We start from the raw sequence: 21085 nt of genomic DNA on the forward strand, positions 1-21085 counted from the left end.
GAGCCCGGCCTCGCCCGGGTCAGCCCCGGATCTCGGCGATCACCGCCTTCACGTCCTCGGCCTCGACGGGCTTGCCGGCCAGTTGTTTCATGGCGACCCCCATCGCCTGGCCCTCCTTGGGGGCGGCCTTGATCGGTTCGGCGGCGGGGGCAAGCTCCCGGGCGATCTGCTCCCGGGAGAGGGTGGCCGGCACCCATTCCTCGATCAGGGCCACCTCCTCGGGGCTGAAGGAGGTCTGGCCCCCCCTGGCCTCCTTGAGGATGCCCCGCATCTTCTTGATCGCCTGGTCGTCGGGCACCTCCTCGCCGGAGCCGGTAGTGAGCTGGGCGATCCAGTAGCGGAGGAAATTCGTGCGGACGGCGTCCCGGGCCTTCATCGAGTCCTTCAGCTGGGCTCTCATGCGTTGGACGATGGCCATTGCAATTCGCTCCTCGATCGGTTCCGATCACCCCACCGGACACCGACCCGACCCCGATGGGTTCGCCGGGGACCCGGACCCGACCCTGATTCGATCCCCCAGTGTACCGCCCTCCCTTGGCCCCCTCGACGCCGATGAACGACTGGAAGCCCCGGATGACCCGGACGGTGCGGCTCCTCGCCGAGCAGCTGGCGACGATCCGGTCCGGCACGGTCGACCCCGGGCTCGTCTCCAGCGTCAGGGCCCGGTCGGGGGGGAACGCGGTGCCGATCAGGCGCCTCGCCGCCGTGACCGCCCGGGGAGACCGCCTGGTCGTCCGGCCCTTCGACCCGGGCGACGTGCCCGCCGTCGTCCGGGCCCTGACCGACGCCAACCTCTCCGCGTACGCGATGGACCCGACCTCGATCGCCGTCTCCGTGCCGCCGATCAGCGGGGAGCAGCGGCAGGCGATGGCCAGACGGGTCAAGGCCCTCGGCGAGGAGGCCAGGGTCGCCGTCCGGATGATCCGCCAGGACGCCCGCAAGCAGATCGCCGCCCGCGGGAGGGGCTCCGAGCGGGCCGTCCAGGAAGCGACCGACCTCGCCGTCGCCGAGATCGACCGCCTCGTCGCCGCCAAGGTCGCCGAGATCGGCGGCTGATCGGGCCCGGGCCCGGCCCTGAGGCCCGGCCGGATTGCCCGCCCGGCATCCGTCGGCGATCATGGTCCCCCGGGCTCCGCTCCCCAACCGGGACGGCCCCGGAACCGATTCGACGATCGCCCCGAGGATCTCGACCCCGTGCCTACCCCCCTGCTCTCCGTGCTCGCCGCCCTGACGATGACCAACCCCACCCCCGCCGACGACCCCGAGCCGATCCGATACACGCTCCGGTTCCCCGAGGCCGCCTCGCATTACGTCGAGGTCGAGGCCGACCTGCCGACCGGCGGCCTCCCCTCGGTCGAGCTGCTCATGGCCACCTGGACCCCCGGCTCCTACCTGGTCCGGGAGTACGCCCGGCACGTCGAGGCCGTCTCGGCCCGGGGGCCCGACGGCGGGCCCCTCCCGGTCGAGAAGTCCCGCAAGAACCGCTGGCGGGTGACGACCGACGGGGGAGATCGGGTCGTCGTCTCCTACCGGGTCTATTGCCGGGAGATGGGCGTGCAGACCAACTGGGTCGACTCCTCCTTCGCCCTGCTCAACGGCGCCCCCACCTTCCTCACCCCGGCCGACTCCCCCGATCGGCCCCACGAGGTCACGCTCGAACTGCCCGAAGGCTGGGAGCGGTCCTTCACCGGCCTGCCCGAGGCCCCCGCAGGCGCCCCGCATCGCTACGTCGCCGAGCACTTCGATGCGCTGGTCGACTCCCCGATCTACGCGGGCAGCCCGAGCGTCTACGAGTTCGAGGTCGACGGCAAACCCCATGTCCTCGTCAACGAGGGGGAGGCCGGCGTCTGGGACGGCCCGAGGTCGGCGAAGGACGTGGAGGCGATCGTCCGCCGGCAGCTCGAATTCTGGGGAGAATTGCCCTACGAGAAATATATCATCTTCAACCTCCTCACCGAGTCCGGCGGCGGCCTGGAACACCGCAATTCCACCGTCCTGATGGCCAGCAGGTGGGCCACCCGGAGCCGGGACTCGTACCTCTCCTGGCTGTTCCTCGTCTCCCACGAGTTCTTCCACACCTGGAACGTCAAGCGGCTCCGCCCGGTCGAGCTGGGGCCGTTCGACTACGAGGGCGAGGTCCACACGAAAAGCCTCTGGGTCGCCGAGGGGATCACGTCCTATTATGATCGCCTCCTGGTCCGTCGCGCCGGGCTCTGCACCGTCGAGGAGTTCCTCGCCGGGGACCCTCCCCGGCCCGGCTCCGGCGACGACAAACCGACCAACGACATCGAGCGCCTCCAGGACACCCCCGGCCGCCTCGTCCAGCCGCTCGAAGACGCCTCGTTCGACGCCTGGATCAAGTTCTACCGGAGGGACGAGAACACCCCCAACACCGGCGTCAGCTACTACACCAAGGGGGCCGTCGTCGCCTTCCTGCTCGACGCCGAGATCCGACGGGCCACCGACGATGCCAGGAGCCTCGACGACGTGATGCGGCTCGCCTTCGGGCGCCACTCGGGCGCCTCGGGGTTCTCCCCCGAGCAGTTCCGGGCCCTCGCCTCCGAGGTCGCCGGCATCGACCTCGACCCCTTCTTCGACCGGGCCCTGCGGTCGACCGAGGAACTCGACTACGAGCCCACCCTCGACTGGTTCGGCCTCCGCTTCGCCCCCCCCGACGCCAAGTCGGAGTCGACGTCCGACACCGACACCAACGCCGAGGACGCCCCGGCGAAGGGCTGGCTGGGGATCGACGCCAAGGCCGAGGGGGGTCGGCTGGTCGTCTCGCAGGTCAAGCGGGGCACGCCCGGCTTCGAGGCCGGGCTGAACGTCGGCGACGAGATCCTCGCCGTCGGCGACCTCCGGATCCCCCCCGACTCCTGGAAGCGAAGGATCGGCCTCTATCCCCCTGGCGAGACGATCACCCTGCTCATCGCCCGCCGGGAGCGCCTGTTGCGGCTCGACGCTACCCTCGCCGCCGAGCCCCCCGACCGCTATCGCCTCGAACTCGACCCCGATGCCACCGAACCGCAGGTCGCCCGCCGATCCCGGTGGCTCGGCGAGGCCGAGTAGGTCGGTCCCCTCGATCCGATCGCGTTCGGGCGACTCCGACCCTCGCCCCCGTCTGCGGGGGAGAGGGTGGCCGGAGGCCGGGTGAGGGGGGATCGGACCGGTCGCAACGCGCCGCGATCGCTCGAAGACCCCTCACCCCGGCCCTCTCCCCGAGGACGGGGAGAGGGGGACGGAGCTTGATGTTCTCATTTTTTGATCATGGGAGTTCCCGGATCCGGAGCCCCTGGAATTCGATCGGCGCGCCTTCGGACTCCAGGCAGAGGTAGCCCGTGGCGGGGTTGCAGTCCTTGCCTCCGGAGACCTCCTTGCCGTTGACCCAGAGCCGGACCTCGCCGTTGATGGCGCGGATGTAGTAGTGATTCCACTCGCCGGCGTCCTTCACGCGCTCCTCGGTGGGGAAGCTCCGGGAGCCGTCCGGCGAGGTCGGCTCGAAGGGGGTCATCGTCGAGGTGCCGACGGGGAAGACGTCGCCGTGAGTGGTGAAGAAGTCCCCCTTCTTGCCGGTGCGCTCCTCGTACTTCGTCGCGAAGCCGTTGTCGAGCACCTGCACCTCGATCCCGCCCCTCGGCAGCTTGCCCCGCTCGATCCCCTCCAGCGCCTCCGCGGGGGCCCAGACGAAGACGCCCGAGTTGCCGCCCGACTCCAGGTGCCGCCAGCGGACGACCAACTCGAAGTTCGTCACCGGCTCCTTGGTCCGGGTCACGCCCACCGGCTGCCCGGTGCAGCGGATCACGTCCCCGTCGAAGGTCCAGGTGTCGGGGTCGGTGTTGACGTTCTCGAAATCCTCGGCGCCCAGGGCCCGCCAGCCGGGCCCGGTGCCGTCGATGATCGCCTGGGAAGGCTCCTGGGCCCCGGCGGTCGCCGGGGGGGCGAGGGCGGCCAGCAGGCCGACCAGTCCGATCGTGATGCGGGTCATCGCGGTGGTCCTCAAGGGGGATCGGCGACCGCCGCTCGGGAGGTCGCCGGGGGCGGGGACGATGGGGCGACGGCCGGGGATCGTCCCCGGGCCATGGCCGATGGTCGCCCGAGTGTCCCCGGTCCCCGGCCCGTCCGCAACCGACCGATCCCCCCGGGCCGTCCCCCTCGTCGGATCGTCCGATGAAAAAGTGACTGCGACCGGGCCGTTTCGCGATCATATTGGATGGAGGAACGAGATGGCCGGGCCGGTGCCCGGCGGTTGATGGACCGGAGGAGCCGCCTTCGCAAGGGCCGACCGCCCCTCGACCCGGGGGACGGCCCGCCGATCACCCCCCGACCCGCGAGGCGAACCCCATGCGTCGTGCCCGATTCCACCTGCTCGCGCTCCTGTTGGCGCTGTCGATTGCCCCCGGCCGGGCGACGGCCCAGCCCGGGGGGCCGATCGCCGTCGGGTCGCTGAACCTCGAATGGTTCGGGGACTCCCTCAACCCCCGGGACCCGTCCGAGATCGCCGCGCTGGCGCGGTACATCCGGTCGCTGGAGCTGGATGTCCTCTGCTGCCAGGAGATCAACCCCTCCGGGGACCGCTCCGGCGACGGATCCCCCGACTGGGGGGACCTGCTCGACGCGCTCGGACCGCCCTTCGAGGGCTTCGTCGGCACCACCGGATCCCGACAGCGGCTCGGCCTCATCTGGGACGGAGGCCGGGTCGCCCTCACCGACCTCGGCGAACTCCGGGGGATCGACCGCCTCCCGGTCCGATCGGCCGAGACCTTCCCCCGGATGCCGATCACGGCCTTCGTCCGGCCCCTGGGGGGCGGGCCCGACTTCCGGCTGATCACCGTCCACCTGTTCTGGACCTCCGACCCCGCCCGGCGCCGGGAGGCGGAGCAGCTCCGGGACTGGCTCGTCTCCTACCTCTCGACCGGGTCCGACCCCGACGTCCTGATCCTCGGCGACTTCAACACCAAGGCACTGTCGCTCGACGACCCGAGGCCCTCGCAGACGGTCGCCAATCTCGAACTCGGCGGCTGGTTTACGGCCGTCTCGACCGACCACCCCGAGGCCACCACCCCCACCACCGGGGAGCGCTACGACCACGCCTTCCTGTCCCCCTCGATGCTCCTCGGGGGCGCCTACGAGCCCGGCTCATGGGACGTCCGACGCGAGGCCTGCGAGGCCTTCCCCGAGGCGTACCTCGACCGGATCTCCAACCACTGCCCCGTCTCGATCCGCCTGATCGGCCCCGACCTCGACCTCGCCCCCCCCGACGACTGGGGATTCGGCCCCGGGGACGATTCCCCCCTCGCCCGACGGCTGGCCTTCGAAGCCCCCTCGGCCGTCTTCCCCTTCCCGATGGCCGCCGTCCCGACGCCGACCGGACCGATCGAGCCCGGCCCCCGCGTCGCCGCCGGCCCGAGCCCGCCCTTGCCCTCCAAGTCCCTGCCGATGCCCGGCTTCTGACGCCGAACACTCGGGAGGCCGGGAGGATCGCGGGCCCCCGAAACGAACCCCGACGCTCTTTGACAACCAGAATCAGGGATGGGACTTGTGGCGAGCGTTCCCGGCGCACAATGGCGCACCGGAGGCGCACCCCGGCAGCCCTCGACCGGCCTCCGGGACGAGGTCCCGACGACCCGAAGCGGGCCTCGGGGCCGAGCGGCCGGATTCCCCGACCGGGTTCGGCCGAGAGGAGTGCCGCCGGATGCCGCGACTCCCCGGATTCCCGAAACGAAGCCGCCATCTCGTCGCATATCCCAGGAAACTTCTAGACTTACGGAACCGGGCCTCGGCGCACCGGGGCGCACCAGGCCGGATCGCACGCCGTCCCGGCAGGGCATCCGTCCGGTCAACGCGAGGCCGGTTCGACGACGTGGATCGGCCCGGCCGGTGGGGTGCGGCCGATCGTCGAGGGGGGGAGCGAGGCCGGCCGGCCGAGGGCGTGGTAGAGGCGGAACTGGGACCGGTTGTAGGCGATCACGGAGTCGAGGTACGCCTGCCGGGCGGTCGCCAGCGCCTGGATCGGCTGGAGGACCTCGATCGGCCGGGTCGCGCCCGGGAGGCCGGCCCCGCGCCGGATGTTGATGAAGTTCAGATCGAGCGAGGCGATGGCGTCGGGCACGGCCCGCTCGGACTGCTCGATTTGCCGGGAGGCGGCCAGCCGCATCTTGTCGGCCCGGACGACCTCGGAGGCCACGCGGTCCTGGAGTTTGAAGACCTCCAGCTTCGCGGCCTCGCTCCTGGCCCCGGCGATCTTCGCGTAGGCGAGGTCGGCCACGCCGAGCCCCTGGAGTTCCCAGAACAGGTTGACGTCGGCGTCCTGCCGGCCGTCGAAGTCGCCGAAGAAAGCGTTCGTGCCGCCGCCGAAGCCGCCGGCGGAGTAACGGAGGGCCACGCTGGGGATGAACGGCCGGAGCCGGGCCTGCTTGAGGCGGACGAGGGTGGCCTCGACCACCGCGCGCCGGGAGGCCAACTCGGGGCGGTTGAGCAGGGCCGTGATGATCAGGTCGTCGGGCGGCCCCCCCTCGGGGACGAGCCGGACGATCGCCTCGGGGGGCTCGACCGGGGCGACGATCACCCGGGGGTCGAGCCGGGTGCGGCGGACGACCTCGGCGGAGGCCATCTCCAGGTCGCCGACCGCCTCGGCCACCTCCCGGCGCCGGAGGTCGCGCTCGGCCAGGCTCCGGCGGTGGTCGGCCTCCAGGCCGGCCCCGGTCCGGGCGAAGGAGCCGGTGACCTCGGCCAGGGTCCCGGCGTGCCCGGCCGCCTCCCGGGCGATGGCGAGGCGTCCGGCGGCGAGCTGGAGGTCGAAGTAGGCCTCGGAGAGCCCGAGCAGGGCGTCGTTGGTCGCCGAGGTGACGGCCGCCCGATTCGCCTCGACCTCCTGCCGGGCCGCCAGCGGGTAGAAGATCGCGTCGGAGAGACGCAAGACCGAGGTCAGCGACCCCAGCGGCGCCGGCCCCCCTGCCGGGATCGGGCCGGTCACGCCGTTGCCCAGCGCGAGCGTCCCCCCCATGAACAGGGAGCTCTTGCTGATCTGACGGACCGGCCCCTCAACCACCTGGGCGGTGCCGTCGTGCCGGATCCAGTTCGGGCCGAAGAAGAGGCTGGGGAGCCAGAAGGAGCGGGCGAGCTGGAGCTCTCCCAGGGCCTCGGCCACCCGCTGCCGGGCGATGGCGATGTCCAGGTCCCGGGCCCCGGCCAGTCGGAGGGCGGCCGGCAGGTCGATCGGCAGGATCGACTGGCCGGGCACCAGCGGGGTGCCCGGGTCGCTCGCCGGGACCGACTCCATCGAAGGGGGAGGGGGAAGCTCGGCCGCCAGGCCGAGCCGGTCGGGGAGGATCGGCGGCGGCACGTCGGTCGCGGACGCCGCCGGGAGGGGACAGGCCCCGTCGCCCTCCCGGCCCGAGGCCCGGTCATCGACCGGGACCGGGCCGAAGGCGAGGAGCATCGCCCCCGCGATCAGATCGAGGCGTCGCCTCCGCGCTCGTCGCCCTGGCCGATCCAACATCACTGCCCTCCCTTGCCGGTCCCGCCCCCCGGGGGACGGGTCCCCGAGGCCCCGAACCCGCTCCCCTCGCCCACAATGGTCGGCCCGCCGGCCGGGCGATCGCCAGGGGCGTGCGACCCCTCCGGCTCGGAGCTTCGGGACCATCGGCGCGACCCGCAAGGCCGCCCCATCCTCCCCCCGCCTCGCTTGCGGAGGAGATCCCGGGCGGAATACGATCGTGCGACCGAACCATCGACGACCGTTCTCGCCCGCCTCCCCGGGAAGCGGCCCGGAGCATCCCGGCCCGACCGCCGGGGATCGGGAGGGCACCCAGGCCGGTCGGGCCGACTCCCATCGAGGTGCCGATCACATGCCGAGGACCCGACACGCCATTTCCTGGAGCCCGCTCGCCCTGGCGATCTTCGGCGCCTTGGCCGGCTGCGGGGGCCCCGAGTCTCCGGCGATCGCGGCCGACTCGGGGGTCGGGGGCGATGACGTCGTGACCGTCCCGGTCGTCCGGCCCGAGCGGGCCGAACTGGAGGTCTCGACGACCCAGCCGGCGACCGTGCACCCCGACTACCAGGCGGAGATCCACGCCAAGGTCTCCGGATATCTGTCCGAGCTGAAGGCCGACATCGGCGACCGGGTGGAGGCCGGGCAAGTGCTCGGCGTCATCGACGTGCCCGAGCTGGACCGGGGCCGGGAGCGACAGCAGGCCACCATCGCCCGGCTGGAGGCCGACGAGCGGAGGGCCGCCGCCGAGGTCGAGCTGGCCGGGGCCGACGTCGAGGCCGCCGCAGCCATGCTCGATCAGGAGCAGGCCGACATCGCCTCCGCCCGGGCCGCCCTCGACGCCCAGCGGGCCGAGTTCGATCGGGTGCAGGGGCTCGTCTCCGAGGGGGCCGTCACCGGCCAGTTGCTCGACGAGGCGACCGAGCGCCTCGAATCCGCCGAGGCGAGCCTGGGGTCGGCCGACGCCGCCTCGGCCACCGCCCGGGCCAACGTGGACGTGGCCAACGCCAAGCTGGCCGCCTCCCGGGCCCGCCGGGAGACTTCCCTGGCCGAGACGGAGGTCGCCCGCAAGGAGCTGGGGGAGCTGGACGCGATGCTCTCCTACGCGATCCTGACGTCGCCGTTCGACGGCACCGTCATCCGGCGGAACGTCGACCCCGGGGACCTCGTCCGGAACATCCAGGGGGCATCCGGCGGGCTGCCCGAGCCGCTCTTCGTGGTCGCCAAGCTGGACACCGTCCGCGTCCGGGTCCCGCTGCCCGAGGACGACTCCCCGGTCGCCGACGTCGGCGACCCGGCCCGGGTCGCCTTCCGGTCGACCCGGGGCGGGCCGATCGAGGGCCGGGTCTCCCGAATCTCCCGCGGCCTCGACCCGAGCACCCGGACGATGCTCGTCGAGGTCGACCTGCCCAACCCGGACCTCGCCCTGCTGCCCGGGATGTTCGGCGAGGCCACGGTCATCCTGGAGCGCGCCGAGGGGCTGGTCCTGCCCGCCGGGTCGGTCCGGTTCGACGAGAAGGGACGCGGACATGTCTACGTCATCGGGGATGGCGAGGTGATCCGGGTCGTCGACGTCACCACCGGCCTCGACGACGGGAACCGCATCCAGATCGTCTCCGGGCTCGACGGCTCGGAGCGGGTGGTCGCCCCGACGATCGACCGCCTCGCCGAGGGCCAGCGCGTCCGGATCGCCGACGAGTGAACGGCCCCAGCCCGGGGATCCCCGACACCCGACCCGAGGGTGGGCGTCTCGAAAGTAGGTGGGAAATCCCGTACAACAGGGGTGGCTGATGGGATCGACGGATTTCACCCACAACCTCGCACGGACATCCCGCCATGCGCACCCCCGATTCGGGCCTGACCCCGGAGCAGGCCGCCGACGCCGAGCGGATCTACCAGGCCCTCCACGCCGCCTCCGAGGAGGACCATTGGCGGATCGCCCAGCTCCTCGCCTCGCGGGGCGACGACCGACTCTTCGGGCAGACCGAGCACGAGGTCCGCGACCTCGTCCACAAGACCGGGGCCAAGGCGATTCAGGCCGCCCTCGACGGGCGGAAAAAGGGGGGTACCGGGGGTCGAGCGTGAGCTGCCCGACCTGCCTCGAGCCGGCCAAGTTCATGGGCCACCGTCCCCGCCGGGTGGTCAGCCTGCTCGGGGCGGTACGGGTCACCCGGGCGTACTACCACTGCCCCCACTGCCACGGCGGCTTCGCCCCCGGCGACGCCGTGATGCGGGTGCCCGAGGCGGCGCTGACCCCGGCGGCCTACGAGGTCGCCTGCCTGGCCGGGGCGCTCTCGGCGTTCGCCGAGGCGGCCGAGGTGACCTTGCCGAAGATGGCCGGGCTGCGCCTGGCCGAGTCGACGGTCGAGCGGGCCGCCGAGGCGGCCGGGGCCGAGGTCGGCCGGCGGCTGGCCGCCGGGGAGGTCTTCGGCGGGGCCCGCGCCTGGCACTGGCACAAGGACGCCGAGGGCAAGACCTGCGCGTACGTGGCGGCGGACGCGACCGGGGTCGGGCAGCAGGGCGAGGGCGGGTCGTCGGCCGAGGGGCGGATGGCCACCGTGGCGATGGTCTACAACCCGGTCCCCGAGGTGTCCGCCCGCCGGGCGCGGCCCGACGGCCCGCCGCCCCGGTTCCGGGCCCGCTACGTGGCGGGGCTGTGCGGCGTGGCCCCCCTGGGCGAGCCGCTCCGGCGGCAGGCGGCGCAGGTGGGGATGGACCGGGCCGAGCGGTGGATCGCGCTGACCGACGGGGGCAGCGGGCTGGAGGGCTGGGCGCGTGCCAACTTCGGGAGGGTCGAGGCGGTGATCCTCGACTTCTACCACGCCGCCGAATACCTGGGGGGCCTGGCCCGCGCCCTGTTCCCGGGCGACGACGAAGCGCGGGAGGGCTGGCTGGGCGACTGGTGCCACCGGCTGAAATACGAGGGCGGCCCGACCGTACTCGAGGCGTTGCGAGGCCTGGAGGTGCGCGGCCACGCGGCGAAGGAAGCACGAGCGGAGGTGGTGCGGTACTTCACCAACCAGGCGCACCGCATGGACTACCCGGGCTACGTGGCCAAGGGTTGGGCGATCGGCTCGGGGCCGGTGGAGGCGGCGTGCAAGACGGTCATCGGGCAGCGGATGAAGGGCTCGGGGATGAGGTGGGGCGCCGACGGGGCCGACGCCCTGAGCCACTTGCGGGCGTTGTTCAAGAGCGGAGATCGGCAGTGGGACGCCTTCTGGTGCCCCACACCGAACTGATTCCACCTACAAACGAGACGCCCTCCCCCGACCCGACCCATCGAGCACGACGATGCCCCTGATCCGAATCGCCCTGCGGAACCCCCACGCGGTCGTCGCCCTGGCCGTCGGCCTCAGCCTCCTGGGGGCGGCCGTGCTGCCGGGGGTCACGGTCGACATCCTGCCGGACTTCAAGCGGCCGGTCGTCGTCAGCTTCTTCTCCTATCCCGGGTTGCCCACGCTGGACATGGAGAAGTCGGTCACCGCCCGGGTGGAGCGGGCGCTCACCCTGGCCGGCGGGATCGAGCACCAGGAGTCCCGGACGATCCCCGGCGCGGCGGTGATCAAGGTCTTCTTCCAGCCGGGCACCGACCCCAGCTCGGCCATGAACGACATCGTGAATCTCGAAGCCAGTGACATGTTCCACCTGCCGCCGGGCATCGAGTGGCCGTTCACGCTGCGGAGCGAGCCGGCGAACCTGCCCGTGGTCCTGGCGGCGATCGGCGGCGAGGGCCTGAGCGAGAGCGAACTCTATACGATCGGCTACTACGCCGTCCGCAACAAGATGGGCGGGCTCCGGGGCGTGCAGATCCCCCACCCCTTCGGCGGCAGGTTCCGGCAGATGATGGTCTACGTCGACCCCGGCAAGCTCCGGGCCGTCGGCCTCAGCGCCCGGGACGTGGTCGATGCGCTCAACCGGTCGAACCTCGTGCTCGCCGCGGGTTCGGCCAAGCTCGGCCGCTACGAGTACCAGATCCACCCCGAGAACACGCTCCCGGATGCCGCGGACATCGAGGCCGTCCCGATCGCCGTCCGGGACGGCCGCCCCGTCTTCATCCGGGACGTCGGCCGGGCCGTCGACGACGCGGCGATCCAGTACAACATCGTCCGGGTCGACGGCAAGCGGAGCGTCTACTGCCCCCTGCTCCGTGAGCCGGGCGAGAACACGATTGCCGTGGTTGACCGCATCCGGGAGGGCCTCGCCGTCGAGATCCCGAAGATGAAGGCACAGGGGGACATCCCCGAGGCGACCACGGTCACCCTCGTCAGCGACCAGTCCTCCTACATCCGTGACGCGATGCGGAACCTCGGCTACGAGGTCGGCCTCGGGTCGATCCTGGTGGCGTTGGTCGTCGCGGCCTTCCTCCGCCGGATCTTGCCGACCCTGGCGGTCCTGCTCGTGATCGTCCTCTCGATGCTCATCGGCGGCCTCGGCTTCGCCTTCAGCGGCGAGACGATCAACGTGATGACCCTCGGGGGCGTCTCCCTGGCGATCGGCACGGTGGTCGACGCCGGGATCGTGGTCATCGAGAACGTGATCCGGCATCAACGCATGGGCAAGTCCCCGGCCGACGCCGCCCGCGACGGCGCCGAGGAGGTGGCCGGGCCGGTCCTCGCCGGCACGGTGACGACCCTGGCGGTCTTCATCCCGGCCGTCTTCCTGACCGGCATGATCCGGGACCTGTTCGAGCCGCTCTCGATCGCCGCGACGGCGACGATCGGCGCCTCCTACGTCGTGGCCATGACCGTCGTCCCCGCCTTCTGCGCCCGGTTCGTCCGGGAGCGGGCCCGACGCGGGGCGGCCCGCCCGGCGGAGGAGGAGGTCCCCGAGCCGCGCGGGGCCTACGCCGGGGTCCTCGGGGCGGCGATCCGGCTGCGGTGGGTGGTCATCCCGGCGACGGCCGGGCTGGTGCTCGCCTCGGGCCTGCTCCTGCCGGGCATCGGCACGGAACTCTTCCCCGACGTGGACGCCGGCACCTTCGAGCTTCGGGTCCGGACCATCCCCGGCACTCGCCTGGAGCTGACGGAGGAGCTGGTCGCCCGGATCGAGGAGACGATCCGGGACGTGATCCCCCCCGCCGAGATCGAGTCGATCATCTCCAACATCGGCCTGCCCGTGGGCAAGGGGGCCGGGTTCTCGACCGTGCTCAGCCCGAACAGCGGGCCGGACTCGGCGTTCTTGGTGGTCAACCTGGAGCAGGAAGGCCGGTCGATCTCCACGAAATCGTATGTCGACCTGCTGCGGGGCCGGCTGACCTCGGACTTCCCCGCCGAGAAGTTCTTCTTCGTCACCGGCGGGATCGTCAACGCCGCCCTCAACGAGGGGGTCGCGGCGCCGATCGACATCCAGATCTCCGCCGGCTCGCTGGAGGCGACCAGGAGCCGGGCCGAGGAGGTGGTAAGGGCCGTCTCGAAGGTCCCCGGCGCCGTCGACGTGCAGATCGCCCAGGCGCTGGACTACCCCCAGCTCGACGTGAAGGTCGACCGCATCCGGGCCAAGTACCTCGGGCTCGACCAGGAGGATGTGGCCCGGACGATCCTCACGGCCCTCGGCTCCAGCGTCGGCTACGCGCCGACGATCTGGATCGACCCGGCCAGCGGGACCGACTTCTTCATGGGGGTGCAGTACGAGTCGAACGTGGTCGAGTCGCTCGACGAGATCCGGAACATCCCGCTCTCGCTGAGTACGCCCGACGGGGCGATCACCGTCCCCCTGTCGAACGTGGCGACGGTGAGGCGCGTGAACATCCCCGGCGAGATCGCCCACTACAACATCGGCCGGGTGTACGACGTGTACGTGAATGTCTCCGGCCGGGACGTGGGCTCGGTGGCCGCCGACGTCGACCGCGTGCTGGCCGGGTTGCCGGAGGTGCCGGGGGTCGCGACGACCGTCCGGGGGCCGGTCGAGACGATGAAGTCCGGCGGCAGGACGCTCGGCCTCGGGCTGGTCGTCGCGTCGATCCTCGTCTATCTGGTCATGCTCGCCCAGTTCCGGTCGTTCGTCGACCCGCTGATCATCATGCTCGCCGTCCCGCTCGGGCTGGCCGGCGTCGTGGCCGCCCTGGCCTTCACCGGGACGACGTTGAACATCCAGTCGCTGATGGGGACCCTGATGATGATCGGCGTGGTGGTCAACAACAGCATCCTGCTCGTCGAGTTCGCCAACGTGCTCCGCTCCCGGGGCCTCGACCCCCGCGCCGCCGCCCTCGCCGCCGCCCAGATCCGCCTGAGGCCCATCCTGATGACCTCACTGACGCTGGTCGCGTCGATGCTGCCGCTCTGCTTCCGACTGGCGCCGGGGGGAGAGGCGATGATCCCGCTGGCCAGGGCGCTGGTGGGCGGCATGCTCGCCTCGACGGTGCTCACGCTCTTCCTCGTCCCCTGCGTTTATGCGGTGGTCAAGCGACGGACCCCGCCGCCGGCCACTCCGGCCTGAACCCGAAGCCTCGACCTCCCGGTCCCGCTCTTGACCGGCGACCGAGGGTGAGGCGAAAATCCGACTCGCAGGCTCCGCCCGTCGCGCATTCGTCGTATCCATGGGCGTTTGCCAGGTAATTCGGGGGTTGAATGATGGATCTCGTCTCGCCGCTCCTGGCCCTCTGCTCGATGATCGCGACCCCGCAGGGAGACCAGCCCGCCCGGCTCCTGTCGTTCGACCGGCTCGAGGCCCGGCTCGACGACCCCGACCTCCGGATCCTCGACGTCCGGCCCCGCGATTCTTATGACGCCGGCCACATCCCCGGCGCGCTCTGGGTCGACGCCTCGGCGGTCGAGGCCACGGCCTCTGTGCCGGGGGCGCTGGAGGATCCGAAGGCCTGGGGGGACTGGGCGGCCGGCCTCGGCCTGGGGCCCGACACCGCCGTCTACGTCTATGACGCGAACCGTCAGAAGGACGCGGCGCGGTTCTGGTGGCTGCTCTCCTACCTCGGCGTGGAGGAGGTCGGCTTGATCGATGGCGGCTTCCCCCTCTGGCAGTCGGAGGGCCGGCCCGTGTCGACCGACGAGCCCGAGGTGGACCCCCGACCGTTCCCAGTCCGGCTGCGGCCCGACCGCTACGCGAGCCGATCGGACGTGCTCGACGCCATCGAGTCCGGCTCGGCCCAGGTCGTGGACGCCCGCAGCGAGGCCGAGCATCTGGGCGAGGAGGCCCGATCGACGAGGGGGGGCCGCGTCCCGACCGCCTGCCACCTGGAGTGGGCCACCCTGGTCGACGAGCAGGGCCGGTTCCTCCCCGAGGAGGCCATCCGCCCCCGCCTGGAGGCGATCGGGCTGGAGCCGGGTCGTCCGGTGATCACCCACTGCCAGGGGGGCGGACGGGCCTCGGTCGACGCCTTCGTCCTCCAGCGTCTCGGGTTCCCGAGCCGCAACTACTACCTCGGCTGGTCCGACTGGGGGAATGCGGGGGAGACCCCCGTCGAATCGGGGGCCGCACCGCGCCGCCCCTGATCGCCCGGCCGCCGGGGAGGGGAGGGTCGACGCGGGGCCCCGCGACGCGTCCGCGACCGCCCCGATCGAGCCGGTCGCGATCCCAGCCGCGGCGGCGTCCGGGGGGGGATGGATGCGCGACCGGGGGCCGGCCCCGACGACCGACGGGTGGGCAGCCCGAGGCGACGGGGTCTTCGGCAGGCGTATCCGGGGTCGCGGTGCATCCGGTATAATCCCCGATTGGACTTTGAATTGACCCTGAAAGCGACCTGGAGCACCCATGAGCGCGCAGACCTCGCGCAGCGACGATCCCTCCCCGGTCCGACGCGTGGCCATCCTCTTCGCCGGCGGCCCGGCCCCGGCGGCGAATGCCGTGATCTCGACCGCCGCCGCCTCCTTCCTCCGAAACGGGATCTCGGTCGTCGGCATCCTGAACGGGTATTCCCACCTCGTCGAGTTCGGCCCCGGCCGCCCGTTGGTGGAGGGGAAGGATTATATCGTCATCGATTCACAGCGGCTCCGCCGCACCCGGAACAGCCGGGGGATCATGATCGGCACGGCCCGGACCAACCCCGGCAAGCACGTCAACAGCCCGGCGGATCTGGCCGACGAGAAGAGCAACGCCCCGCTCCGGACCGCCCACGCCGCGCTGGCCTCGCTGGAGGTCGACGCGCTGGTCTCCATCGGCGGGGACGACACCCTCAAGACGGCCAACAAGCTGAGGATGGTGCAGGCCCACCTGCCGGAGGGCTCCCGGCGGATCCGGGTGGTGCACGTCCCCAAGACGATCGACAACGACTACCTCGGCATCGACTTCACCTTCGGCTACTTCACCGCCGTGGAGACCCTGGCCGGGGAGATCCGCAACCTGCTGGCCGATGCCGAGGCGACGCAGGGCTACTACCTGGCCGAGACGATGGGGCGGTCGGCCGGCTGGCTCGCCTACGGCGCCGCGATGGCCGGGGAGGCCAGCCTGGTGCTCAGCGTCGAGGACGTCACCGGCCGGTTCGAGGCGAAGGAGCCGGTGATCGACCCCGAGACGAAGCAGCCGGTCGTCGACCCGGCGACCGGCGAGCCGAGGCAGCGGAAGGTCATGAACCTGCCCGAGGTCGTCCGCTACATCGTGGCCGCGATGCGGGCCCGGGAGCGGGACGGCAAGGAGTTCGGCGTGATCGTCGTGGCCGAGGGGCTGGCGGAGTTCCTCCCGTCGGACTACCTCAAGGGCGTCCCCCGGGACGAGCACGGCCACATCTCGATCGCCCAGGTGGACCTGGGTCGGAGTTTCGCCCGGCTGGTGTCGAGCGAGTACGAGAAGGCGACCGGCAAGCAGAGGAAGGTCACCGGGTTGCAGCTCGGCTACGAGTCGAGGTGCGCCGCCCCGCACGCCTTCGACGTAATGCTGGGCAGTCAGCTCGGCGTGGGGGCCTATCGGGCCCTGGTCGAAGAGGGGCACGACGGCGTGATGATCTCGGCCGCCGGCCAGCTCGACCTGAACTACGTGCCGTTCGACAACCTGATCGACCCGCAGACGCTGGTCACGGTGGTCCGGTACATCAAGCCGAAGTCCGACTTCCACCGCCTGGCCCGCTTCCTGGAGACCGAGGTCGGCGAGTGACGTGAACCCCGGCCGGGCCGGCCCCCCGGCCTCGGCCCGGGGGCCGGGACGCCCCGCACCGACCCGCCGGCCCCCGCGGACCCTCGAATCCCGCGGCCGATCGACTCCTCGACCCCACTGCCCACGGTTCTCCCATGGACACGGATCTCCGAGCCGAGAATCCGGGGGCGACGGAGCCCCCCCCGATGGCCGAGTTGCCTGTCTCCCTGGAGCGGGATGGGTTCCTGCGGTCGCTCATCCGGGAGCTCTCGGGCACCCTCCAGGACGTGGTCGGGCTGGAGCAGGCGTCGGGCTTCATCAGCGTCGTCGGCCAGCGGATCGGGGAGGGGATCGACTCCGAGTACCGGGCGGCGCTGGGCGTCCGATCGCTGACCAGGGAGCAGGTGGCCGAGGTGCTGGTCGACCTGAAGCGCCGCATCCGGGGCGACTTCTACGTGATCGAGCAGGACGACTCGAAGATCGTCCTCGGCAACCGGGCCTGCCCGTTCGCGGAGAAGGTCGACGGGCGGCCCGCGTTGTGCATGATGACCTCCAACGTCTTCGGCGTCATCGCGGCCGAGAACCTGGGGTATGCGAAGGTCTCGCTGGAGGAGACGATCGCCCGGGGGGCCCCCGGCTGCCGGGTCGTCGTCTACGTGCAGCCGACGCCGGAGGCCGACCTCGCCGAGGGTCGCGAATATTTCAAGGGGTGAGACCCACTCGTGGACGGCGACGACTTCCTCAGGGCGTCGGACCCGCTCCCGGAGGCCATGCTCCTGGTCGACGGCGAGGGGGAGATCGTCTCGGCCAATCGGGCCGCCCGACGGCTACTCGGCGAGGACCCGGGGGCGCTCCGGGGACGGCCTCTGGCCGGGATCGCCGCCGACCCTCCCGGGGAGATCGCCCGGTTCCTCCGCGAGTGTTCCCGGACCCGGCAGCTCCTCCCCGGCCTGCTGACCATCCCGGACGCGTCCGGCGGGCCGGCCCGGTTTCGGGCCGAGGGCGCCGTCTACCGCCCGAGGACCGAGTCGGAGGGTCCGTTGGTCCTGCTCCGGCTCATTCCCAGGGACGAGGCCGTCTCCCGCTTCCTGGCCCTGGACGAGAAAATCGAGCAGCTCTCCCGGGAGATCCGCAGCCGACTCGAGGCCGAGCGGGAGCTCCGGCAGCAGCGGGAGTGGTTCCAGGTCGTCCTCTCCAGCATCGGCGACGCCGTGATCGCCACCGACGACCGGGGCCGCGTCCTGTTCATGAACGCCGTCGCCGAGGCCCTGACCGGCTGGCCGCTGGCCGAGGCCGGGGGTCGGCCGCTCGGCGAGGTGTTCCACATCGTGAACGAGGAGACGAGGCGGCCGGTCGGGTCCCCGGTCGACCGGGTGCTCCGGGAGGGGGTCGTCGTCGGCCTGGCCAACCACACTATCCTGCTCGGCCGCGACGGCACGGAACGGGCGATCGACGACTCCGCGGCCCCGATCCGGGGGCACGACGACCGGCTCCGGGGCGTCGTCCTGATCTTCCGGGACGTCGCCGAGCGTCGGGTGATCGAGCAGCAACTGGTGGAACGTTCCCGGATGCTGGCCGAGGAAGCCCGCCGCAAGAACGAGTTCCTGGCGATGCTCTCCCACGAGCTGCGCAACCCCCTGGCCCCGCTCCGCAACGCCCTCCGGGTGCTCCGGTTCCCCGACCGGTCGGGCGAGGAGGTCGCCTGGGCGACGGGGATCATGGAGCGGCAGGTCGCCCACCTCTCCCGGCTGGTCGACGACCTGCTCGACCTCTCCCGGGTCATCCACGGGAAGATCGAGCTGAAGACCGAGCCGGTGGGGCTGGACCTGATCGTCACCCGCGCCGTCGACGCCGCCCGACCGCTCATCGACGCCCGGGGCCACGAGCTGACCCTCTCGCTGCCGGGCCGGCCGATCCGGCTCCGGGTCGACCCGACCCGGCTGGAGCAGGTGCTGGTCAACCTGCTGCTCAACGCCTCGAAGTACACCGAGCCGGGCGGGCGGATCCGGCTGGAATGCCGACGGTCGGGCGACCGGGCGGAGATCCGGGTCCGGGATAACGGCATCGGAATCGACGCCGGACTGCTCGACTCGGTCTTCGACCTGTTCACCCAGGCCGACCAATCCCTCGCCCGATCCCAGGGCGGCCTGGGGATCGGCCTGACGCTGGTCCGGACGATCGTCCTGCTGCACGGCGGCACGGTCGAGGCCACCAGCCCCGGGCCCGGGCTCGGCAGCGAGTTCGTCGTCCGGCTCCCCCTGGAGGCCGAGCCGGACGCATCGACCGCCCCCCCGGCGGCGGGGCCGGCGACGGCGCCCCCGGAGGCCCGTCGGGTCCTGGTCGTCGACGACCTGGTCGACTCCGCCCTGACGCTCGGCAAGCTGATCGGGCTGATGGGCCACCAGGTCCGGATCGCCCACGACGGCCCTTCGGCCCTGGAGGCGGCCCGGGACTACCGGCCCGACTTTGTCCTGCTCGACATCGGCCTGCCCGGGATGGACGGCTACGAGGTCGCCCGGGAACTGCAGCGGCGCGGCGACCATGACGCGGGGGTCCTGATCGCCCTGACCGGGTACGGCCAGCAGTCCGACCGGGAGAATTCCCTCCGGGCGGGGTTCGCCCACCACCTGGTCAAGCCGGTCGACCTGGACCGGCTCCAGGAGATCCTCGACCACCCTCCTCCCCCGGGTCGAGACCCGGGCCCGACCCTCCGCTGACCCGCCTGGGGCTCGTCAGCGGGATCCCCCGGCCCGGCCGCCCGGCCCGAGGGCGTTCGCCTCGATCCTCCAGGCGGCGGCGAGGTCGACCAGGCCGACCGAGGCGCACAGCTCGGCCAGGTCCCGCATCGACCCCGGGTCGTCCGGGTCGCGGAGGTCCCGAGCGAGCCGGGGGCCCAGCCGGTCGGGGTCGAGCCGCTCCCGGAGCCGGTCGACGAGCGCCGCCTCGCGGCGGGCGCCCCGCTCGTCGCCGGCCATCTCCAGCGCCCGGGCCAGTCGGGCCCGGAGCCTCCAGTCGTGGGGGACCGAAGCGATCAGTCCCCCGATCTCCTCGGCGGCCCGATCGGGCCGGTCCCCGTGGTCGAGGTCGATCCGCGCCCGGAGCCGTCGCCGTCGGGGGTCGTCGAGCCGGTCCTCGGGCCAGGCGTCGAGGGCCGTTCGGGCCCGGTCGACCCGGCCGAGGTCCAGCAACAGCCCGACCAGGGCCTCCCGGGAGCCGAGGTGGCCGGGGGCCTCGACGAGGATCGATTCCAGCTCGGCCACCGCGTCCGGCACCGTCGAGGAGGGCCGGCCCACCCGGGGGCGGTCGGCGGCCGGGTCGCCTTCGGCCCGAATCGAGCGTCGGATGAGGGCGACCCGGGCGTCGAGGTCCCCCGGGTCGGCGTCGAGCCGGGCCCTGAGCGATTCGACCGCCTGGGCCTCGGGGACGTCGGCGAGCATCGCCAGGGTGAGGGCCGCGAGCACCCCGGGACGGTCGGGAGGGGGCACCGCCGCATAGGCCCGACGGCCGACCTCCAGCGCCTCGATCGGCCGGTCCTCGACCCGGAGCCGGTCGATCCGGAGAAGCCACCCCCGGGCGTCGGTCGGGTCGGCCGGCGTCGGGGGTGCCGCGACTTCGAGATCCCGGCGGCCCGACTCCCGATCGGTCGACGGGCGGGACGCTCTCCCCCACACGGCGAGGGCCAGCACCATCCCGACACCGACCAGGCCGGCCGCCGCCAGCAGGGCCCGGGCCCGGGCCGGGGGCAGGGCCAGGCCTCGCCGGTGCCCGGGGGCGGGGCGGGCCCGTCGTCGGGGCCGGGCTCTGGGGGGACGTCTCGGCATGGCGGGGAGGGGTGAGGTCGATCGCGATCGCTAGGGCGCCGGGACGGTCCTACTCAGTCGAATTCATCCAGGTCGATGGCGTCGGGGGCCTCGGCGAGGCAGCGGTCGAGGAACCGGGGGAGGAACCGGGTGACGAAGGCCGAGACGGCGATCTGCGTGTTCGGGTTGTCCATCCCCCAGATGCTGACCTTCAGCTCGTTGAGGTCCGGGTCCATCTGGATGAAGTACTGTTCCTCGACGGCCAGCGAGAGCGGAAGCTCCTCCAGCCATCGGTGGGACAGCAGGTTCACCCCCGGGCCGCCGACGGAGACCGTCGGCTGCTCCTGGAAGGTCTCGTCGTGCAGCCACCTCAGGTCGGAGACGACCCGGACCTGGAACCCGGCCTGGTCGTCCCCCCGGCGGCCGAGCTGCTCCTCGACCTGCTTGCGGAGGTAGTAGGCGAGCGGCCGGTCGACCTCCTCGGCCCTCAGGGCGCTGCCGGTGACGATCAGGATCAGTCGGGCGGCGGAAGGATCGGCCATGGTGGTCCCCGGGACGGATCGGGTCGGGCCCGGCCGGGCCGGGGTCGGTCGCCCCCGGGGTCCGGGATGCCCGATCGGTCGGCCGGGACGCGGGGGCGAACCCGGTTCGGGCCCCGGACTTCATGCTACGGGTCGACGCCCCGGGCGACAAGCCGTCTGCCGCCCGGGTCCCGTCGGGGACGCTCGAATCGGCGGGGATGGTCCCGGCATGTCCCGATGACGGGGGAGGGGACCCG

At 72.4% G+C, this 21085-nt stretch carries 16 protein-coding genes; 11 read left to right on the forward strand and 5 right to left on the reverse strand.

What is annotated here, in order from left to right; translation table 11 throughout:
- Positions 1-19 precede the first annotated feature (19 nt).
- Entirely contained in the window at positions 20-418 is a 399-nt protein-coding gene (locus tag ElP_RS22045) for a GatB/YqeY domain-containing protein (RefSeq protein WP_145273081.1), read from the reverse strand.
- Positions 419-552: 134 nt separating this feature from the next.
- On the opposite strand from ElP_RS22045, the gene ElP_RS22050 reads away from it, so the two are divergent.
- The gene (locus tag ElP_RS22050) at positions 553-1056 is read left to right on the forward strand and encodes a ribosome-recycling factor (RefSeq protein ID WP_145273084.1); all 504 of its coding nucleotides are present in this window, start codon (positions 553-555) and stop codon (positions 1054-1056) included.
- 138 nt (positions 1057-1194) lie between these two features.
- Positions 1195-3069 carry a M61 family metallopeptidase gene (locus ElP_RS22055; RefSeq protein WP_145273087.1) on the forward strand — a complete coding sequence of 625 codons (1875 nt, stop codon included), beginning with the start codon at positions 1195-1197 and terminating at the stop codon, positions 3067-3069.
- 196 nt (positions 3070-3265) lie between these two features.
- Here the strand turns inward: ElP_RS22055 and ElP_RS22060 are convergent, their stop codons facing one another.
- Entirely contained in the window at positions 3266-3985 is a 720-nt protein-coding gene (locus ElP_RS22060; protein ID WP_145273090.1) for a 3-keto-disaccharide hydrolase, read from the reverse strand.
- A 356-nt stretch (positions 3986-4341) separates the two neighbouring features.
- On the opposite strand from ElP_RS22060, the gene ElP_RS22065 reads away from it, so the two are divergent.
- On the forward strand, positions 4342-5451 hold the full coding sequence (locus ElP_RS22065; RefSeq protein ID WP_145273093.1) for an endonuclease/exonuclease/phosphatase family protein: 1110 nt from the start codon (positions 4342-4344) through the stop codon (positions 5449-5451).
- A 385-nt stretch (positions 5452-5836) separates the two neighbouring features.
- Here the strand turns inward: ElP_RS22065 and ElP_RS22070 are convergent, their stop codons facing one another.
- The gene (locus ElP_RS22070) at positions 5837-7498 is read right to left on the reverse strand and encodes a TolC family protein (protein ID WP_197446282.1); all 1662 of its coding nucleotides are present in this window, start codon (positions 7496-7498) and stop codon (positions 5837-5839) included.
- Positions 7499-7847: 349 nt separating this feature from the next.
- Between ElP_RS22070 and ElP_RS22075 the strand changes: the two genes are divergently transcribed.
- From ElP_RS22075 to ElP_RS39915, 8 genes are all read left to right on the forward strand, one after another.
- Positions 7848-9191 (forward strand): efflux RND transporter periplasmic adaptor subunit, encoded by a 1344-nt coding sequence (locus ElP_RS22075; protein WP_197446283.1) that lies wholly within the window; start codon positions 7848-7850, stop codon positions 9189-9191.
- A gap of 134 nt (positions 9192-9325) precedes the next feature.
- Positions 9326-9574 carry a hypothetical protein gene (locus ElP_RS38505; RefSeq protein WP_197446284.1) on the forward strand — a complete coding sequence of 83 codons (249 nt, stop codon included), beginning with the start codon at positions 9326-9328 and terminating at the stop codon, positions 9572-9574.
- Positions 9571-10728 (forward strand): ISKra4 family transposase, encoded by a 1158-nt coding sequence (locus ElP_RS22080; protein WP_197446285.1) that lies wholly within the window; start codon positions 9571-9573, stop codon positions 10726-10728. Before ElP_RS38505 ends, ElP_RS22080 begins: the two co-directional genes overlap by 4 nt.
- 52 nt (positions 10729-10780) lie before the next feature.
- Positions 10781-13924 carry an efflux RND transporter permease subunit gene (locus tag ElP_RS22085; RefSeq protein WP_145273102.1) on the forward strand — a complete coding sequence of 1048 codons (3144 nt, stop codon included), beginning with the start codon at positions 10781-10783 and terminating at the stop codon, positions 13922-13924.
- 131 nt (positions 13925-14055) lie between these two features.
- Positions 14056-14934 carry a sulfurtransferase gene (locus ElP_RS22090; protein WP_145273105.1) on the forward strand — a complete coding sequence of 293 codons (879 nt, stop codon included), beginning with the start codon at positions 14056-14058 and terminating at the stop codon, positions 14932-14934.
- 259 nt (positions 14935-15193) lie between these two features.
- Entirely contained in the window at positions 15194-16528 is a 1335-nt protein-coding gene (locus tag ElP_RS22095; RefSeq protein ID WP_145273108.1) for a 6-phosphofructokinase, read from the forward strand.
- Positions 16529-16713: 185 nt separating this feature from the next.
- Positions 16714-17220 carry a methanogen output domain 1-containing protein gene (locus tag ElP_RS22100; protein ID WP_145273111.1) on the forward strand — a complete coding sequence of 169 codons (507 nt, stop codon included), beginning with the start codon at positions 16714-16716 and terminating at the stop codon, positions 17218-17220.
- Between the two features lie 9 nt (positions 17221-17229).
- On the forward strand, positions 17230-19224 hold the full coding sequence (locus ElP_RS39915; RefSeq protein ID WP_145273114.1) for a hybrid sensor histidine kinase/response regulator: 1995 nt from the start codon (positions 17230-17232) through the stop codon (positions 19222-19224).
- A gap of 15 nt (positions 19225-19239) precedes the next feature.
- On the opposite strand, the gene ElP_RS22110 is transcribed toward ElP_RS39915, so the two are convergent.
- Together ElP_RS22110 and ElP_RS22115 are read right to left on the reverse strand one after the other, a co-directional pair.
- Positions 19240-20328, reverse strand: a complete 1089-nt coding sequence (locus tag ElP_RS22110) for a tetratricopeptide repeat protein (protein WP_145273117.1) — start codon at positions 20326-20328, stop codon at positions 19240-19242.
- 53 nt (positions 20329-20381) lie between these two features.
- The gene (locus ElP_RS22115; RefSeq protein WP_145273119.1) at positions 20382-20849 is read right to left on the reverse strand and encodes a hypothetical protein; all 468 of its coding nucleotides are present in this window, start codon (positions 20847-20849) and stop codon (positions 20382-20384) included.
- Positions 20850-21085 lie beyond the last annotated feature (236 nt).

This window comes from Tautonia plasticadhaerens (assembly GCF_007752535.1).
Classification (GTDB): domain Bacteria; phylum Planctomycetota; class Planctomycetia; order Isosphaerales; family Isosphaeraceae; genus Tautonia; species Tautonia plasticadhaerens.

Coding starts and splice junctions, on each gene's coding strand:
- ElP_RS22045 (WP_145273081.1), bottom strand. CDS start 418: ATGGCCATCGTCCAACGCATGAGAGCCCAGCTGAAGGACTCGATGAAG.
- ElP_RS22050 (WP_145273084.1), top strand. CDS start 553: ATGAACGACTGGAAGCCCCGGATGACCCGGACGGTGCGGCTCCTCGCC.
- ElP_RS22060 (WP_145273090.1), bottom strand. CDS start 3,985: ATGACCCGCATCACGATCGGACTGGTCGGCCTGCTGGCCGCCCTCGCC.
- ElP_RS22065 (WP_145273093.1), top strand. CDS start 4,342: ATGCGTCGTGCCCGATTCCACCTGCTCGCGCTCCTGTTGGCGCTGTCG.
- ElP_RS22070 (WP_197446282.1), bottom strand. CDS start 7,498: ATGTTGGATCGGCCAGGGCGACGAGCGCGGAGGCGACGCCTCGATCTG.
- ElP_RS22075 (WP_197446283.1), top strand. CDS start 7,848: ATGCCGAGGACCCGACACGCCATTTCCTGGAGCCCGCTCGCCCTGGCG.
- ElP_RS38505 (WP_197446284.1), top strand. CDS start 9,326: ATGCGCACCCCCGATTCGGGCCTGACCCCGGAGCAGGCCGCCGACGCC.
- ElP_RS22085 (WP_145273102.1), top strand. CDS start 10,781: ATGCCCCTGATCCGAATCGCCCTGCGGAACCCCCACGCGGTCGTCGCC.
- ElP_RS22090 (WP_145273105.1), top strand. CDS start 14,056: ATGATGGATCTCGTCTCGCCGCTCCTGGCCCTCTGCTCGATGATCGCG.
- ElP_RS22095 (WP_145273108.1), top strand. CDS start 15,194: ATGAGCGCGCAGACCTCGCGCAGCGACGATCCCTCCCCGGTCCGACGC.
- ElP_RS22100 (WP_145273111.1), top strand. CDS start 16,714: ATGGCCGAGTTGCCTGTCTCCCTGGAGCGGGATGGGTTCCTGCGGTCG.
- ElP_RS22110 (WP_145273117.1), bottom strand. CDS start 20,328: ATGCCGAGACGTCCCCCCAGAGCCCGGCCCCGACGACGGGCCCGCCCC.
- ElP_RS22115 (WP_145273119.1), bottom strand. CDS start 20,849: ATGGCCGATCCTTCCGCCGCCCGACTGATCCTGATCGTCACCGGCAGC.